At 63.3% G+C, this 15,272-nt stretch carries 17 protein-coding genes; 7 read left to right on the plus strand and 10 right to left on the minus strand.

What is annotated here, in order from left to right; genetic code table 11:
• Nucleotides 1-11 precede the first annotated feature (11 nt).
• From EOC83_RS02305 to EOC83_RS02330, 6 genes are all read right to left on the minus strand, one after another.
• Nucleotides 12-1,622 (minus strand): molybdopterin-binding/glycosyltransferase family 2 protein, encoded by a 1,611-nt coding sequence (locus EOC83_RS02305; RefSeq protein ID WP_063167828.1) that lies wholly within the window; start codon nt 1,620-1,622, stop codon nt 12-14.
• Nucleotides 1,619-2,323 (minus strand): XdhC family protein, encoded by a 705-nt coding sequence (locus tag EOC83_RS02310; RefSeq protein WP_013532111.1) that lies wholly within the window; start codon nt 2,321-2,323, stop codon nt 1,619-1,621. The genes EOC83_RS02305 and EOC83_RS02310 overlap by 4 nt, the downstream gene beginning before the upstream one ends.
• A 65-nt stretch (nt 2,324-2,388) precedes the next feature.
• On the minus strand, nt 2,389-2,727 hold the full coding sequence (locus EOC83_RS02315) for an XdhC family protein (RefSeq protein WP_063167827.1): 339 nt from the start codon (nt 2,725-2,727) through the stop codon (nt 2,389-2,391).
• A 60-nt stretch (nt 2,728-2,787) separates the two neighbouring features.
• On the minus strand, nt 2,788-4,032 hold the full coding sequence (locus tag EOC83_RS02320; protein ID WP_024504342.1) for a VWA domain-containing protein: 1,245 nt from the start codon (nt 4,030-4,032) through the stop codon (nt 2,788-2,790).
• Nucleotides 4,033-4,035: 3 nt separating this feature from the next.
• Nucleotides 4,036-4,965: a MoxR family ATPase gene (locus EOC83_RS02325; RefSeq protein ID WP_013532114.1), complete on the minus strand. Its 930-nt coding sequence runs from the start codon at nt 4,963-4,965 to the stop codon at nt 4,036-4,038.
• Nucleotides 4,962-5,489, minus strand: a complete 528-nt coding sequence (locus EOC83_RS02330) for a flavin reductase (RefSeq protein WP_013532115.1) — start codon at nt 5,487-5,489, stop codon at nt 4,962-4,964. The genes EOC83_RS02325 and EOC83_RS02330 overlap by 4 nt, the downstream gene beginning before the upstream one ends.
• A gap of 179 nt (nt 5,490-5,668) precedes the next feature.
• Here EOC83_RS02330 and EOC83_RS02335 point away from each other — a divergent pair, with 179 nt between their 5' ends.
• A complete protein-coding gene (locus EOC83_RS02335) occupies nt 5,669-6,742 on the plus strand; it encodes an ABC transporter substrate-binding protein (RefSeq protein WP_127325913.1) in 1,074 nt (357 codons plus the stop codon).
• Complete coding sequence (locus EOC83_RS02340) at nt 6,742-7,767, plus strand: P1 family peptidase (RefSeq protein ID WP_063167825.1); 1,026 nt, start codon at nt 6,742-6,744, stop codon at nt 7,765-7,767. Before EOC83_RS02335 ends, EOC83_RS02340 begins: the two co-directional genes overlap by 1 nt.
• A gap of 9 nt (nt 7,768-7,776) precedes the next feature.
• On the opposite strand, the gene EOC83_RS02345 is transcribed toward EOC83_RS02340, so the two are convergent.
• Nucleotides 7,777-8,031: a DUF2171 domain-containing protein gene (locus EOC83_RS02345; RefSeq protein ID WP_013532118.1), complete on the minus strand. Its 255-nt coding sequence runs from the start codon at nt 8,029-8,031 to the stop codon at nt 7,777-7,779.
• A 128-nt stretch (nt 8,032-8,159) separates the two neighbouring features.
• Here EOC83_RS02345 and EOC83_RS02350 point away from each other — a divergent pair, with 128 nt between their 5' ends.
• The 3 genes from EOC83_RS02350 to purB all read left to right on the plus strand — a co-directional run bounded on the left by EOC83_RS02350 (nt 8,160) and on the right by purB (nt 10,773).
• Nucleotides 8,160-8,885 carry a DUF2259 domain-containing protein gene (locus tag EOC83_RS02350; protein WP_013532119.1) on the plus strand — a complete coding sequence of 242 codons (726 nt, stop codon included), beginning with the start codon at nt 8,160-8,162 and terminating at the stop codon, nt 8,883-8,885.
• A 107-nt stretch (nt 8,886-8,992) separates the two neighbouring features.
• Nucleotides 8,993-9,406: a hypothetical protein gene (locus EOC83_RS02355; RefSeq protein ID WP_082826442.1), complete on the plus strand. Its 414-nt coding sequence runs from the start codon at nt 8,993-8,995 to the stop codon at nt 9,404-9,406.
• A 59-nt stretch (nt 9,407-9,465) separates the two neighbouring features.
• Nucleotides 9,466-10,773 (plus strand): adenylosuccinate lyase, encoded by a 1,308-nt coding sequence (purB, locus tag EOC83_RS02360; RefSeq protein ID WP_063167823.1) that lies wholly within the window; start codon nt 9,466-9,468, stop codon nt 10,771-10,773.
• A 125-nt stretch (nt 10,774-10,898) separates the two neighbouring features.
• Here purB and EOC83_RS02365 read toward each other — a convergent pair whose 3' ends face one another.
• A complete protein-coding gene (locus EOC83_RS02365; RefSeq protein ID WP_013532122.1) occupies nt 10,899-11,711 on the minus strand; it encodes a VOC family protein in 813 nt (270 codons plus the stop codon).
• A 249-nt stretch (nt 11,712-11,960) separates the two neighbouring features.
• Here EOC83_RS02365 and EOC83_RS02370 point away from each other — a divergent pair, with 249 nt between their 5' ends.
• Nucleotides 11,961-12,509 carry an alpha/beta hydrolase gene (locus EOC83_RS02370; RefSeq protein ID WP_063170214.1) on the plus strand — a complete coding sequence of 183 codons (549 nt, stop codon included), beginning with the start codon at nt 11,961-11,963 and terminating at the stop codon, nt 12,507-12,509.
• Between the two features lie 167 nt (nt 12,510-12,676).
• Nucleotides 12,677-13,846, plus strand: a complete 1,170-nt coding sequence (locus EOC83_RS02375) for an acyltransferase (protein WP_063167822.1) — start codon at nt 12,677-12,679, stop codon at nt 13,844-13,846.
• Nucleotides 13,847-13,884: 38 nt separating this feature from the next.
• Here the strand turns inward: EOC83_RS02375 and EOC83_RS02380 are convergent, their stop codons facing one another.
• Both EOC83_RS02380 and EOC83_RS02385 read right to left on the minus strand, forming a co-directional pair.
• A complete protein-coding gene (locus EOC83_RS02380; protein WP_013532125.1) occupies nt 13,885-14,658 on the minus strand; it encodes an HpcH/HpaI aldolase/citrate lyase family protein in 774 nt (257 codons plus the stop codon).
• Between the two features lie 128 nt (nt 14,659-14,786).
• Entirely contained in the window at nt 14,787-15,107 is a 321-nt protein-coding gene (locus tag EOC83_RS02385; RefSeq protein WP_013532126.1) for a DUF1476 domain-containing protein, read from the minus strand.
• Nucleotides 15,108-15,272 lie beyond the last annotated feature (165 nt).

Raw genomic sequence — 15,272 nt, forward strand, 5'->3', positions numbered from 1 at the left:
GCTTGGGTTTGTCAATCCTGCAGCACACCGCCGGCGCCTTCCAGCGCCTCGCGCGTGTCGACATCGACAGACGCCGCCGCGCCGATCTCGACATCGATGACATCGAGCCCTTCGGTCTCGACCAGATGGCGTGCACCGGTGTCGCCCTCCAGATGGGCGATCGCCGGAAACAGCGAACGCGGCAACAGCACCGGATTGCCGCGCTTGCCGTCATGCGAAGCGCGGACCACCGCATTGCCGCCGCCCTTGCGGAACGCATCGATCAAGCTGTCGAGATCGTCGGACGTGATATCGGGCATGTCGCCGAGCGCGATCATCACACCGGCGGAGTCCTCCGGCAGATAGGCAATGCCGGCCTTCAGCGACGTGGACAAGCCGTCGGTAAAATCAGGATTGTCGGCGAAGGTCACGTCGAGGCCCGCCAGCGCAGCGCGCACCCGCTCGCGCTGGTGGCCGGTGACGACGACAGTTCTGGACGCCTTCGAGCCAAGCGCCCGCTCGGCGGTGCGGCGCACCAGCGGCTTGCCGTCGAACAGCGCCAACAGCTTGTTCGGCCCGCCCATGCGGCTCGACCGGCCGGCCGCCAGCAGCACGATGCCGACCTTCAGCTGAGATTTGGCCGGCAGCGGTTCGCGCGGCTGCGGCCGTGTGGGGATTTCCATCAGCAGCCCGCCGACCCCCATGCCGGCAATATCCCTGGCGGTCACGTCGAGACCGGCGATCAATCGGTCCAGCACCCAATCGAACCCGTTCTCCTTGGGACTGCGGGCGCAGCCGGGCGCGCCGATGACGTGCTTGCCGCCGAGCGTACCGAGCACCAGCAGATTGCCGGGATCGACCGGCATACCGGCGCGGACGACGGTACCGCCCGCCCTCTCGATCGCCGCGGGAATGACATCGGCGAAATCGCTCATCGCCGAGGCGCCGAAGATCACCACCATGTCATTGTCGCGCACCAGGGAAGCCGTGGCCTCCGCCACCGGCGCGATCTCATGCGCCGTGCGGCGCTCGGCCGTCAGCCTGCCGCCGGTGCGCGCCAGCCGCGCTTCGGTGACGCGCAGCGTCTTGTCGAGCACGGAAGGCTTGATGCCCGGCAGAACCGTCTGGATGACGCCGACACGCACGGGCCGGTAGGCATTGACGGCAAAGATCTCGCCTGCGGCGCAGATTTCTGTCGCAGCGTCGACCAGCGCTGAACCGACCGCGAAGGGAATGATCTTCACCGTCGCGACCATCTGGCCTTTCTCGACCGGCGCATGCTGCGCCAGCGTGGCGATGGTGATGGCGGGATCGATGGCATTGATGGCGTCGATGGCAGCGGCATCGACCGTGAAGATGCCCGGCGCCTTGGCGTGGAGGTTGACCCGCCCGGTCGCGGCAGGCTTGGCTTCGATGCCGCGAAAGGCCATGCTCCCGGCAATCGTTTGCGCGGCCGCATCCTCGCCGAGGTCGTCTTCAGCCAGAACAGCCGCAACGACCTCGGAAACACCGGCAGTCCGTAGCAGCGCCACATCTTCGGCGCTCAGCCTATGCGCCTTGCGGAAGCGGCGTTCACCAGCGGTGGTGGAGTGTGCCAGCACCGCGCCTTCCGCCGTCTCGATCGGGATCGGTCCGAATTTCACGCCGCCGCACCTTTTGCGTCCAGCCCGCGCGAGCGGAAGGCATGGATCGCCTGGGCCAACACCGCAACAGCAATCTCTCCCGGGCTGGCAGCACCAATATCGAGCCCGATCGGCGCATGAATACGGGCGATCTGGTCGGCGCTCGCGCCCAGCGCCAGCAAACGTTCGACACGCTTGGCATGCGTCTTCCTGCTGCCGAGCGCGCCGACATAGAAGCAGTTGGCGTCTAGTGCTGCCTTCAGGGCGAAATCATCGACCTTGGGATCATGGGTGACGGCGGCAAGTGCGGTGTAGCTGTCGAGCGGCTGACGCTTCAGCACATCCTCCGGCCATTCGGCATGAAGCGCCACATCGGGAAAGCGGTCCGGCGTGGCGAAAGCGGTGCGGGGGTCGATGATCTCCACGGGATAGCCGGCGATCTTCGCCATCGGCGCCAGCGCCTGGCTGATATGGACAGCGCCAATCACGACCAGACGCGGCTGCGGCAGATGCGCGTTGAGAAAGAAAGTCCGCCCCTCGGCTTCGACCGAACCGGAATTACCGGTGCGAAACGCCCTGGCGATCGCGGTTCCGAGATCGCCGGCGACGTGATCGCCCTCGCGCACGATCCGGTCGCGCCCGTCACCGAGATCGGTGACAAGGATCGCCGCACGGCGGGCGCGTCGTTCGGCGTTCAAAGTTTTTAAGGCGTAGGGATCCATCAGGAAATCTCTTGTCCGAGCATCATCTTGTCCAAAAACCGGGTCCCACTTTTTGGGATCATGCTCTAGCCCAGTCTTTCCACGTACACCTTGATGCGGCCGCCACAGGACAAGCCCACTTGCCATGCGGTTTCATCGGCAACACCGAACTCCAGCATCCTGGCCTTGCCGCTGTCGATGACGTCGATGGCCTCGCTGACCACAGCGCCTTCGACGCAGCCGCCCGAGACGGAGCCATGGAAATTGCCGTGTGCGTCGATGACCAGATGGCTGCCTACAGGTCGGGGCGCCGAACCCCAGGTCTCGACCACTGTCGCGATGGCCACGTCCTTGCCGTCCTTCATCCAGCCCTCCGCAATGATCAGCGGGTCGCGGGCCTCATCCAGATAAATGCTGTTTTCCATGACCGTTTCTCCAGAAGTCTGTTTTTCTCGGGATCTGTTTTCCGGATGGGAAGGATATGGTTATGCGGCGCGCCTCGCGCCAGCTTCCAGCCATCGGCGCGGATCGACGGATTGTGCCGACTTCTTGTCCAATGACGCGCAGAGATCGGCGAGCGCATCGAGATTGTGCACCGAGCGGAACTCGTCGACATGCGGCAGCATCGCCTTGACGCCACGGGCGCGCGCCTGGAAGCCGTCGAAGCGCAGCAACGGGTTCAGCCAGATCAGCCGCCGGCAAGATTTGTGCAGGCGCTCCATCTCCTCCGACAGGCCGGCGACATCGTCGCGCTCCAGCCCATCTGTGATCAGAAGCACGACCGCCCCCTGCCCCAGCACGCGACGCGACCATATCAGGTTGAACTCGGCCAGCGTGTCGCCGATGCGGGTGCCACCCGACCAGTCCATGACCGCCGCCGAACAGTCGGCAAGGGCTGCATCCGGGTCGCGATGGCGCATCTGCCGCGTCAGATTGGTCAGCCGGGTACCGAAGACGAAGGTGTGCACGCGACGCCTTTTTTCCGTCAGCGCATGCAGGAAATGCAGGAAAATCCGCGTATACTGGCTCATCGAGCCGGAAATGTCGGCCAACACGACCAGCGGCGGATGAACCTCGCGGGCTGAGCGGAATTTCGGCAGGATCAGTTCGCCGCCGGTGCGCGCGGCCGAACGCATCATGGCGCGCGGATCGATGCGGCGGCCATGCGCATCGGCCTTGAAGCGCCGCGTCCGCACCATGTCGAAAGGCAACCGCAACTGCGCGATCGCCTTCTTGGCGTCGGCCATCTCGGCGGCGTTCATCTGGGCAAAATCCTTGGCCCGCAGCACCTCGTTGCCGGAAAAGGTGAAGCGGGCGTCGACCTCGATCTCGGGAATTTCCTGTGGCGGCTGGTTCTTCTGGTGTCCCTCGAACATCGCCTGGCTGACTCGGTTTTCAGCGGCGCGTGGCTTCTGCTTTTCCCTGGTGTCGGGCGCCACCGGCGAAAACATCGCCAGCATCTTTTCGATCAGTTCGCGCGACTTCCAGAACAGCCGGAAGGCCTCGTCGAAAATGGCGTGATCCTCATGCCGCGACACCAGCACGGCGTGCAGCGTCCAGTAGAAATCGTCGCGCGAACCGATGCCCGCGGCGAGCACCGCCTCGATGGCGTCCTTGACCGAGGCCGGCCCGACCCGCATGCCCGCCTTGCGCAAGGTGCGGGCAAAATAGACGATGTTGTCGGCGATCCGCCCGTGCGGCATGGCCTCTTTTGGCTCGGGGCGCGGCATCGCCTACTCCGCCGCCGAAAGCTCGGCCTTCACCTCGTTGAGGATGCGCCGGCCTTCGCCCTGTTCGATGCGGGCAATGTCGTCCTGGTATTTCAACAGCACGCCGATCGTATCGGAGACGGTTTCCGGATCGAGCGCCACCTTGTCGAGCTCGGTCAGCGCGCCGGCCCAGTCGATGGTTTCGGCGACGCCCGGCACCTTGAACAGCTCGATCTGGCGCAGCTTCTGGATGAAGGAGACCACTTCGGCCGAAAGGCGCTGGTTGGCCTGCGGCACCTTGCGGCGCACGATCTCCAACTCGCGCTCGGCATTGGGATAGTCGACCCAGTGATAGAGGCAGCGCCGCTTCAGCGCGTCGTGGATCTCACGGGTGCGGTTGGTGGTGATGATGACGATCGGCGGCTCTTCCGCCTTGATGGTGCCGAGCTCGGGCACCGTCACCTGGAAGTCGGACAGGATTTCGAGCAGGAAGGCCTCGAACGCCTCGTCGGTGCGGTCGAGCTCATCGATCAGGAAAACCGGGGCAGCCCCCGCCTTGCCGGTCAGCGCATCGAGCACCGGGCGGCGGATCAGGTATTTTTCGGAGAAGACGTTGCGCTCCATGGCGGAGCGCTCGACCTTGCCGGCCGCCTCCTCCATGCGGATCTCGATCATCTGCGCGGCGTAGTTCCACTCGTAGACGGCGGACGAGACGTCAAGGCCTTCATAGCATTGCAGGCGGATCAGCCGGCGGCCGAGCGCCTGTGCCAACACCTTGGCGATCTCGGTCTTGCCGACGCCGGCCTCGCCCTCAAGGAAAAGCGGCCGCTTCATACGCAACGACAGGAACAGTACGGTCGCCAGCGACCGGTCCGCCACATAGTCCGCACCGGTCAGGAGATCGAGCGTCTCGTCGATCGTCCGTGGCGCGGCGCGCGGTTTCAGCTCGGTCATTCTTTCTCCGTGAACGCCGCCGCTCCGCTTTCCAGTACGTGGTAGCCGCGGGCGTGATAGATCAGCGGCCGCAAATTATCGCCCATCCGCAGGCCTGTCACCTTGCCAAAAAGCACACGATGGGTGGCCAGGTCCTTGGTATCGATCAATTCGCAGTCGAACACGGCGAGCGCACCCTTCAGCGTCGGCGCGCCGGTGGAGATCACGTCCCATTCGCCGAGCGCGAAGCGCTCCTCGACCGGCAAGCCGGTGATTCCGGAAAAGCCGACTGACAGCGGCTCCTGGTGGGAAGCCAGGGTGTTCAAGGCAAACCTGCCGTTTTTCACGAACGGTTCGTTCTTGGGATTTTCGCGATTGAGACAGACCAGAATGGTCGGCGGGGTGTCCGAAACCGAGCAGGCCGCGATCACCGTCGCGCCGCGCTTGCCGGCCGGCCCGTCGGTGGTGACCACATGGACGTGGCCGGCAAAGTGGCTCATCGCGTCGCGATAGGCCTGCGGCCCAATGTCGTTCTTCTTCAGCACCGTATTTTTTCCATTGTCAGGATCCTATCGACATATATGGCCAGACATAGCCCGCCACAAGCGAAGTGCCTGAGCCATATCCCGAAATTCGCGTGTTGCACCAAGGCCGGGCAGCCTTTAGGTCTTGGCGGCAACAGTGCCGGGAGCGTAGGACCGGCCCGGAGGATCCCATCGCTCGAATGCGACCCAGGACAAGAACAATAGCGGCGCTGTTCTGGCTGTTCCTGGCCAGTGGTGCGGATGCCCGGACGCTGCTGGTCGGCGTCTCGGCGCCCCTGTCGGGACCATCGGCCATTCTCGGCAAGCAGATCGAGGCCGGTACCGGTATGGCCGCCGAAGCGAACGGCATCGAACTCAAGACCGTGGATGACGCCTGCACCGCCGATGGCGGCGCTGCCGCGGCCAGGGAATTCGCAGCCGTCAAGGTCAATATCGTAATCGGCTTTCTCTGCACCGAGGCGATCGGGGCGGCGATGCCGATCCTGAAGGACGCCACCATTCCGGTCATCACCATTGGCGTGCGAACCGAAAGCCTGACCGACCGCCGCGCCAAGACCGGCTGGCCGGTCTATCGCCTCGGACCACGCGGCGACGATGAGCGCAATGCGGTCGCGTCAGCCCTCACCCGCCTGTGGCAAAACGAATTGTTCGCCATTATCGACGACGGCACCATCTACGGCCGTGAAATCGCCGAGACGTTGCGGGCAGCGGCCGAACAGGCAGCGCTGAAACCTGTGTTCGTCGACACGTTCCGGCCCCAGCTCGACAATCAGATCGGCATGATCGGTCGGCTGAAGAAGGCCGGCGCGACGCATGTCTTTGCCGGCGGCGATGGCGACGACATCGCCATCATGGGCCGCGATGCCGCACAGCTTCAGGCGGGCATCGTCTTTGCCGGCGGCGAGAATCTGCGCACGCCGCCCGGCGACGTGCCCTATTCCTTGGGCACACTGATGATCGCACCGCCGGAATGGGCCGATGTCGCCGATCCAAAAGTGCTGGCGGCCTTTGCCGCGCAGAAAGTCGTGCCCGACGGCTATACGCTGCCGGCCTTTGCGGCGGTCGAAATCGCCAAGGCAGCGTCGGGCTTGTCCGAAAGCTCGGGCAAACCACTGACCGAAGCTCTGACCGGACAGGATTTCACCACGGCGATCGGGCCGATCCGGTTTGATGCGAAAGGCGATCTCAGCCGGAGCCCCTACCGCGTCTTCCGCTTCGATGGCACGCGCTTTGCGCCCTTGGAAAGCAACTGATGTTTCGCACCGGCCCACGCAACCTGATCACCGACGTTGCCGGCCTGCGCGTCGGCAATGCGTCCGACGCCAGGCTGAAATCCGGGGTAACGACCGTGCTTTGCGATGCGTCCACAGTGGCCGGCGTTCAGATCCTGGGCGGTGCGCCGGGCACCCGCGAGACCGACCTGCTCGAACCGCACAATTCCGTCGATGTGGTGCACGCCGTGGTGCTTTCGGGCGGCTCGGCTTTCGGCCTCGACGCAGCTTCCGGCGTGCAGGCGGCGTTGCGTGAACGCGGCATCGGCCTCGAGGTCGGCGGTTTTCGCGTTCCGATCGTGCCGTCGGCGATCCTGTTCGACCTGCGCAATGGCGGCGACAAGGATTGGGGCCGTTATCCGCCCTACCGCGAGCTTGGCTATGAAGCCGCGCAAACCGCCACCGCCGATTTCCAACTCGGCACCATCGGCGCCGGCACCGGCGCGCTCACTTCGGGGCTGAAAGGCGGCCTCGGCTCCGCCTCGACGCTGCTCGACAATGGCGTCACCATCGGCGCGCTGGCCGCCGTCAATCCGACCGGTTCGGTGACCACAGGCCGAACCCGCCATTTCTGGGCGGCACCGTTCGAAATCGGCGACGAATTCGGTGGGCTTGGCTATCCCTCGCCGATGCCTGACGAGGCGAACCGGATTCTTTTGAAGTACCGCGACAAACATTTTGGCCGGCAGACGGAGACCGGCGGCAACACCACCATCGCCGTCATTGCCACCGATGCGGTGCTCACAAAGGCTGCCGCCAAGCGCCTGGCGATGTCGGCGCATGATGGATTCGTGCGCGCCATCTGGCCGACGCACACGCCGGCCGATGGCGACCTTGTGTTCGCGCTGGCGACCGGCACGAGCGGTATCGAACTCTCCGCCGATGCAGCAATCGATCTCTACGCCGCCGCCGGCGCCACCATGGCGCGCGCCATCAGCCGAGGCGTCTATGCCGCGACACCTGCCGAAAACGATCTGTTTCCGGTCTGGTCGTCACGCATGAAGTGAAGCGATCAATCAGACCGGATCGGACTTTTCTTCCTCGAACGTCACCGCGACATCAGAATTCGCCGACAGCCAGACCTTCTTGCCGTCGACTTCGGCAATCAGGCTCAGGGGAATGTAGTGGTGATGGCCCTTGTGGGCGCCCTCGCCGCTATCGGCCTTGGTTAGCTTGATGCGCTGGCCATCGACCTTGTCGACAGTGCCGACATGCACGCCATCGGCGCCGACGACTTCCATATGCTCACGAATTTTGCTGGTGTCGGTCATGGTGGTTCTCCATTGGGACTGCCGACAATAACAAATGACGGGCCGATTGGATGCATCGGCTTTCGCACCGCACGACGTTTTGATTCCGTCGTGCTAGGGGATTGAAACGATCACGGGGGTGAAGACCGATGCGAATGCTCTTTCTGTTTGCCGTTGGCCTGCTTGCACAGCTTGCGACCTCGATCGCGGCTCATGCCGGCGATGTCGCTGAACTTGAGATCCTCGGCTTCACCAAGGACGGCAGCGTCTTCGCTTTCGAGGAATATGGCGTGCAGGATGGATCGGGCTTTCCCTATGCCAACCGCTACTACATCGACACCAGCACCGACAGCTTTCTGAAGGGCACGCCGATCCGGGTCCGGCTTGAGGACGAGAATGCCAAACTGGATGCGGTGCGCCTTCAGGCCCGGCAAAAAGGCGAATCCATTGTCAGCCAGGCCGAGTTGGACGCCAACCGCGGCATCACCGCGGGTTTCAACCCGGTGACCGAGCTTTCGGCGGATCCGCACCGGATGGCGGTCAATCCGCGCCCGATCTTCACTCCGGTCGACCCACCGCTCGAGTTCCGGCTCGACGAGTTGGGCATGAACAACGCCGATGGCTGCGAGAGCCAGGGCGAAATCAACGGCTTCCGGCTGCTGCGCATCGAGGCGCAGGATGGCGGCACGACCAAGCTGCTGCACGAGGACAAGGCGATACCGAAAAGCCGGGGTTGCCCGAACGGCTATCGCATCGGCGCCGTGCAGACCTTTTCCATGGACAGCCTCAGCGCCTATGCCGTGCTGATCGCGGTGCGCCAATACGGCTTTGAAGGCCCGGACTTTCGCTGGATCGCGGTGACCGGCCGCCTGTGACACCCCCTGCTCAACCCGCCGCGCGCGATCGTGCGCTGAACCGCCTTCGCCGCGCGATACCGACGCCGCGCACAGCACTTGTCGGCGCCTTGTTGTGGGCTGTGACAATGGGCGCCAGCGCGCTCCTCACCTTGTTTTTGGGCGACTGGGAGACGCCGGCGAAAATCCGCATTGTCACCATGCTGTTTGCGGCGGGAGCTGCGCTGGCCTTCCCGATCGGCCTGTTCGCGGCGCGGCTGGTCTCGCAGGGAAGACGCTGGGAAGTCGCTTTCGCCGCGGCCTTCGTGTGCCTAGCAGCGGCGACGATCGGCCTGACCGGCGGGCTGTTTGCCCTGCAGTACCGCTCCTACTACGCCGAGTGGCATGCGCCTGCTTTCACCCGCACCTGGGTCCTCCAGTTCGTCTTCACGACGTTGATTGCGCTCTATCAATTCGTGGTGCTGGGCATCCGGCTCTATTTTCCAGTTGGTTTCATCGCTCTGTTTGCCGCGGGCGTCTGGTTTGCGCGCCAGCGGCGTTGAGCATTTTGCTCGCCTCTGTTAGGACGCGGGCAAACTTCTCGATATGTCAGGACTGACCGATGATCCCTCGCTATTCCCGGCCGGAAATGGTCGCCATCTGGTCGCCAGAAACCCGGTTCCGCATCTGGTTCGAGATCGAAGCCTATGCCTGCGATGCGCTGGCCGAACTCGGCGTCATCCCCAGGGAAGCGGCAAAAACCATCTGGGAAAAGGGCAGTGCCGCAAAATTCGACGTCGAGGCGATCGACGAGATCGAACGCGTCACCAAGCATGACGTCATCGCCTTCCTGACCCATCTTGCCGAATTCGTCGGGCCGGACGCCCGCTTCATCCACCAGGGCATGACCTCGTCCGACGTTCTCGACACCTGCTTCGCCGTACAGCTGACCCGCGCCAGCGACATCCTGCTCGCCGATATCGATGGTCTGCTTGCAGCGCTCAAGCGCCGCGCCTTCGAGCACAAGAACACCGTCACCATTGGCCGCAGCCACGGCATCCATGCCGAGCCGACGACCTTCGGCGTCAAGCTGGCGCAGGCCTATGCCGAGTTCTCGCGCTGCCGCGAGCGGTTGGTGTACGCGCGTGAGGATATCGCCACCTGTGCGATCTCCGGGGCGGTCGGCACCTTCGCCAACATCGACCCCTATGTCGAGGAGCATGTGGCGGCTAAGCTCGGCCTGAAGCCCGAGCCGGTGTCGACACAAGTAATCCCGCGTGATCGCCACGCGATGTTCTTCGCCACGCTCGGCGTCATCGCCTCGTCGGTCGAGCGGCTGTCGATCGAGATAAGGCATTTGCAGCGCACCGAAGTGCTCGAAGCGGAAGAGTATTTTTCGCCGGGCCAAAAGGGCTCGTCGGCCATGCCGCACAAGCGCAACCCTGTGCTGACCGAAAACCTCACCGGCCTTGCCCGCATGGTTCGCTCCATGGCGATGCCGGCGATGGAGAATGTGGCGCTCTGGCACGAGCGCGACATTTCCCACTCCTCGGTCGAGCGCATGATCGGCCCTGACGCCACCGTGACGCTCGATTTCGCACTGTCGCGGCTGACCGGCGTCATCGACAAGCTGCTCGTCTATCCCGACAACATGCTGAAGAACATGAACAAGTTCCGCGGCCTCGTGCATTCGCAGCGTGTCATGCTGGCGCTGACGCAGGCTGGGTTGTCTCGCGAAGACTCCTACCGTCTGGTCCAGCGCAACGCCATGAGGGTGTGGGAGCAAGGCGCTGATTTTCTTGAAGAATTACTGGCCGACAAGGAAGTGACCGCTGCCCTGCCCGAGGCCGAAATCCGCGAGAAATTCGACCTGGGCTATCACACCAAGCACGTCGACACGATCTTCAAGCGGGTGTTTGGCAAAGCCTGAGGCAAAGCGCTATACCGTCGCTGGCCGCGAGCGGCAGGCTTCACCTTCTCCCCTGTGGGAGAAGGTGGATCGGCGCGCAACGCCGCGACGGTTGAGGGGTGCTCCAGCTTGGCGCAGCCCTCAAATCAAGCCTTGCCGGGAACAGTCCTGATCACCGTGCCCCATGGATCTTCGCGGGTCACCGGGCTGGTCACATTGTCCGAACGCATCTCCACCCAGGCCAGACCCGACCGGCTGGGATCGCGGCGGCCGGCGCCCGAACTCTGCCAGGCGTTGGCGCCGATGTGGTGGTGATAGCCGCCTGACGACAGGAACACCGCCTGGCCGCCATATTTGGCCACCGTGTCGAAGCCGAATTCCTGGTTCCACCAGGCTTCGGCGTCTTCCGGCCTGCCGACGCGCAGGTGGACATGGCCGACGACGCTGTTTTCCGGCGCGCCCTGCCAGCCGGCGTCACCCGCAGGCACTTCGGCAACGACGGACGGAATGTTCATCCGCTCGGTCGCCATCGCCACCTTGTCGCCATTCCACTTCCAGTCCTGCGGACGGCGGTCGGCATAGATCTCGATGCCATTGCCTTCGGGATCGGTCAGGTACAGTGCTTCGCTGACCAGATGGTCGGAAGCGCCCTCGATGGCGATCTTGTTTGATATGGCGTGGTTGATCCAGCGGCCGAGATCGGCACGGCTGGGCAGCAGGAAGGCCGTATGGAACAGGCCTGCGCTGCGAGGATCATCCGGCTTGGCCGAAGGATCGGCCTCGATGACCAGCAACGGACGGTTGGCGGCGCCCAGCGTGATCGCCCCATCGGCGCGGCTCAGTTCCTGCAGACCGACGATGCTGCGATAATATGCGGCAAGGCTTTCCGCGTCGCGCGCCTTCAGCCCGACGCGGGCAACGCTGACCGGGGTGGTGGCGGCAAAAGGCAACTCGCTCATCAAATGCTCCGTTCGACCGGCCTGCGATGAAGCTCCCAAAGCGAGAAACCCCACTCCGCCGATCATTGTACGTCGTGTCAGTTCCAAAGTCAGGGTTCCCGCGCACGGCTGTTTCTTTTCCTGACCACAGATCGTCCATCCGCATCGTTCACACAAGACGCGAAGAAGCGAACATGGTGTTCACTATTGTGATCAAACGTGGCGTTTCTGCCGGTTGCACGAAGCGATGCCGCTCGCTATCTCAGCGCCATGAAGGTCAGAGACGCAGATATTCTCATCGTGCCGGGCTACACCAATTCCGGCCCCGACCATTGGCAGAGCCGCTGGCAGTCGAAGCTGTCGACGGCGCGCCGCGTCGAACAGGCGGAGTGGTCGAAGCCGGTGCGCGAGGACTGGACGGCGAGCGTCGCCAAGGCGGTCAACGAGGCCGAGCGGCCGGTCGTCCTGGTCGCGCACTCACTTGGCGTCGCCACCGCAGTGCAAGCCATTCCGCAATTCCGCAAGCCGGTCGCCGGGGCCTTTTTCGTGGCGCCGCCCGATGTCGCCAATCCAAAGATCAAGCCAAGGCACCTGATGACCTTCGGCCCCTACCCGCGCGAACCGCTGCCTTTTCCTTCGATCGTGATCGCCAGCCGCAACGACCCGTTCTGCGCCTTCGATGTCGCCGAGGACATTGCCGGGGCCTGGGGCTCGCTGTTCATCGACGCCGGCGAGACCGGGCATCTCAGCGAGGATTCAGGATTCGGCCCTTGGCCCGAAGGCTCCATGACCTTCGCCAAGTTCCTGACGGACCTGTAATATATACGGTCAAAGCCTGAACACGAAGCTGCTCGGCAGGCCATCCGGCTTGCGTGAACAATAATTTAATGCAGATCGCGATAATCTCTCCAGCAACGGCGAACTCTGTTCGCCGAACGATTATATTCGCGCGTACTAAATAGCAATTATTCAAAGAAAGCCCATACTTGGCCAAGGATGCTTCACTCGAATTGTTAAGAGGTGTCGCCGCGCTCGTAGTTCTGAATGGGCATTGTTTGGGTGCTTTTGCGCCATTGATGGAAGGCGAGGGAGACTTGGCCGGGCAATCGCTCAAAACAAGCCTGGCTTTCGTCGCGTTCAATGGCGGCTCCGCCGTCTACCTGTTTTTCGTCCTGTCTTCCTACGTGCTCGTGAAGCGTTATTTTCAGACCAGCAAGGCACAAGATCTGCGGTTGGGTGCGATCAAGCGCCTGCCACGCCTGGCCGGCCCGGTACTCGTTACGACGCTGGCATCCTGCATCATCTTCAAGCTCGACCTGTATTTCATCAAGGATGCGGCCGCCGTCACCCAATCCGACTGGCTGAGAAGTTTCGGCAATGCTTCAAAGGTGCTATCGCCGGAGACTGCGAGTTTCGCCGACGCGTTTCTGCAAGGGGCGTGGCGGACGTTCATCTACGGCGACAACTATTATGACAGCAGTCTGTGGACCATGACGGTCGAGTTCTGGGGGAGCATGCTGACCTTCGCCCTCGCCCCGATCGTCTTTTTCCTTCAAGGCCGCTGGACGTTATCGTTCTGGGTCTGCATAGCAGCAGTCGTGTTCCTGGCGCTGCAAGTCAGTTACTTTCTTTGTGCCTTTCCGGCCAGCCTCTTGCTCTATCCGCTTCTCGCCATGGATTTTCGCCCGAATCGGTGGGTGAGAGGCGCCATGGTGATGGTTTCCCTGGCGCTGCTGGGTTATGCGGGGAGTGCCGTGGGCATATATCGCCCGTTCGCCGTGCTTGACGTGGCTTCCGATGTGGGCCTGCGGCAAGCCTGCGTGGCCATCCCGGCAAGCGTCATGTTGGTCTACGCGGTGCTGAGTGTGGATGAGCCTTTATCATGGTTCTCGGGTAAGGTGGCACGTTTTCTGGGCGAGCTGTCCTTCCCACTCTACCTCGTGCATGTACCCGTTATCTGCTCATTGGGGTCATGGGTTTTGTTGACAAGCGGTTCCACCGCACTCGGCGCCGCCGCCGCCATACTGGGTTCGATCCTCGCGGCGTTGCCGCTCATGACCTTCAACAACTGGTGGGTCCAGATGGTCGGCGCCCTGTTCAACAGGTTCAGGCGCGGCGGACCTATCGCCGCGGCGCCTGCGGCGTCGAGCGCCTAACCGCCCGGCGCTGTGACGGCAGTGCGTCCGGTTCGGGTTCAGGATCCGATCGAATCCTTGATGCCCTTGAGCAGGGTCTTTGCGCCCAGTGAAATCAGCGCATGCTCCGAGCCCATGGCCAGCAGGCGATAGCCCATCGACACGACCCGGCCGGCAATTGCCGGCTCGACAACGTAGATCGCCGCATGTTTGCCGGCCTTGCGGGTGCGCTCGGCCACCGACGCCACCGTCTCCATCATGCTTTCCAGCGTCGAATTGACCGTGGCGCCATTGCTCCAGGCGATCGAGAAATCCGACGGGCCCAGGAAGATGCCGTCGATGCCGGGCGTGTCGAGGATGCCATCGAGCGCATCGAGGGCTGCACGCGTCTCGACCATGGCGAAGGCCATGGTGCGCTGGTTGGTGTCGCGCAGCCAGTCGGCCTGGTCGCCTTGGCCGTGGCGGGGAAAAGCGTAGGTCGGGCCCCAGGAGCGCTCGCCGACCGGCGGGTATTTCATGGCGGCGGCGAACAGTTTTGCGTCGGCAACCGAGTTCACCATCGGCGCGATGACCGCCTCGGCGCCGAAATCGAGCGCGCGGCTTGCCATGTCGAAACGGCCAACGGGAATTCGCACCAGCGCCGGCTTGCCGGTAGCGAGCACCGGCACCAGGCCACGCAGCACGCTGTCTTCGTGATGGCCGCCATGCTGCATGTCGAGCGTGACGGCATCGAAACCCTGCTTGGCGACGATCTCGACCGTCAAGGCATCCGGCACACCGGACCATGCGGTGAACAACGTTTCATCGGCCGCGAGGCGGGACTTCAGGGACATGAACTCTTTCCTTGTTAGCGACCGCAGTTTCAGCCGGAAACGGCGGCAAAGGCAAAGAAAAACCGCCCGGATAGGCCGGGCGGTCGATTGGTCCAGCGTATGGCCGCGGGATCAGCGCATGGCCCGGATCAGGTGTTCTTGATCTGCTCGATCGCCTGCGCCATCAGTTCGTCCATGGTGCGGCGGATCTGGTGGTCCGACTGCTCGACGCCGGCCGCGTCGAAATCCCCGCGGATCTTGCGGAACACGTCGTGGTCGCCGGCCTCCTCGATGTCGGAGATAACCACTTCCTTGGCATAGGCGTCGGCATCGGCGCCGGACTTTCCGAGCTTTTCGGCGGCCCACAGGCCGAGCGCCTTGTTGCGGCGCGCCGAGGCCTTGAACCGAAGCTCCTCGTCGAATGCGAATTTACGCTCAAAGCCCTCTTCACGGTCTTTCATGCTGCTCATGGCGTCCCTCCGGGTCAAATTCGATTCGTTGGCGGTGAATATGTGCGTTGTCAAAGCACAAACCAAAAGGTCGCGGGCCGGTCAATATGCTTCATCGCATGCTGCGCTGCGGCATTTCAGTCCCGAAAGCGGTTGATTGGAAGGATTTGCCGATTGAGCAAACGA

Origin of the sequence: Mesorhizobium sp. Primo-A, assembly GCF_003997175.1 — a bacterium.
Classification (GTDB): domain Bacteria; phylum Pseudomonadota; class Alphaproteobacteria; order Rhizobiales; family Rhizobiaceae; genus Mesorhizobium; species Mesorhizobium ciceri.

What these genes read in the sequence shown, in the direction of transcription:
- EOC83_RS02335 (WP_127325913.1), top strand. Translation starts at nt 5,669, where the DNA reads ATGCGACCCAGGACAAGAACAATAGCGGCGCTGTTCTGGCTGTTCCTG.
- EOC83_RS02340 (WP_063167825.1), top strand. Translation starts at nt 6,742, where the DNA reads ATGTTTCGCACCGGCCCACGCAACCTGATCACCGACGTTGCCGGCCTG.
- EOC83_RS02355 (WP_082826442.1), top strand. Translation starts at nt 8,993, where the DNA reads ATGGGCGCCAGCGCGCTCCTCACCTTGTTTTTGGGCGACTGGGAGACG.
- purB (WP_063167823.1), top strand. Translation starts at nt 9,466, where the DNA reads ATGATCCCTCGCTATTCCCGGCCGGAAATGGTCGCCATCTGGTCGCCA.
- EOC83_RS02385 (WP_013532126.1), bottom strand. Translation starts at nt 15,107, where the DNA reads ATGAGCAGCATGAAAGACCGTGAAGAGGGCTTTGAGCGTAAATTCGCA.
- EOC83_RS02310 (WP_013532111.1), bottom strand. Translation starts at nt 2,323, where the DNA reads ATGGATCCCTACGCCTTAAAAACTTTGAACGCCGAACGACGCGCCCGC.
- EOC83_RS02320 (WP_024504342.1), bottom strand. Translation starts at nt 4,032, where the DNA reads ATGCCGCGCCCCGAGCCAAAAGAGGCCATGCCGCACGGGCGGATCGCC.
- EOC83_RS02370 (WP_063170214.1), top strand. Translation starts at nt 11,961, where the DNA reads ATGAAGGTCAGAGACGCAGATATTCTCATCGTGCCGGGCTACACCAAT.
- EOC83_RS02380 (WP_013532125.1), bottom strand. Translation starts at nt 14,658, where the DNA reads ATGTCCCTGAAGTCCCGCCTCGCGGCCGATGAAACGTTGTTCACCGCA.
- EOC83_RS02350 (WP_013532119.1), top strand. Translation starts at nt 8,160, where the DNA reads ATGCGAATGCTCTTTCTGTTTGCCGTTGGCCTGCTTGCACAGCTTGCG.
- EOC83_RS02365 (WP_013532122.1), bottom strand. Translation starts at nt 11,711, where the DNA reads ATGAGCGAGTTGCCTTTTGCCGCCACCACCCCGGTCAGCGTTGCCCGC.
- EOC83_RS02325 (WP_013532114.1), bottom strand. Translation starts at nt 4,965, where the DNA reads ATGACCGAGCTGAAACCGCGCGCCGCGCCACGGACGATCGACGAGACG.
- EOC83_RS02315 (WP_063167827.1), bottom strand. Translation starts at nt 2,727, where the DNA reads ATGGAAAACAGCATTTATCTGGATGAGGCCCGCGACCCGCTGATCATT.
- EOC83_RS02345 (WP_013532118.1), bottom strand. Translation starts at nt 8,031, where the DNA reads ATGACCGACACCAGCAAAATTCGTGAGCATATGGAAGTCGTCGGCGCC.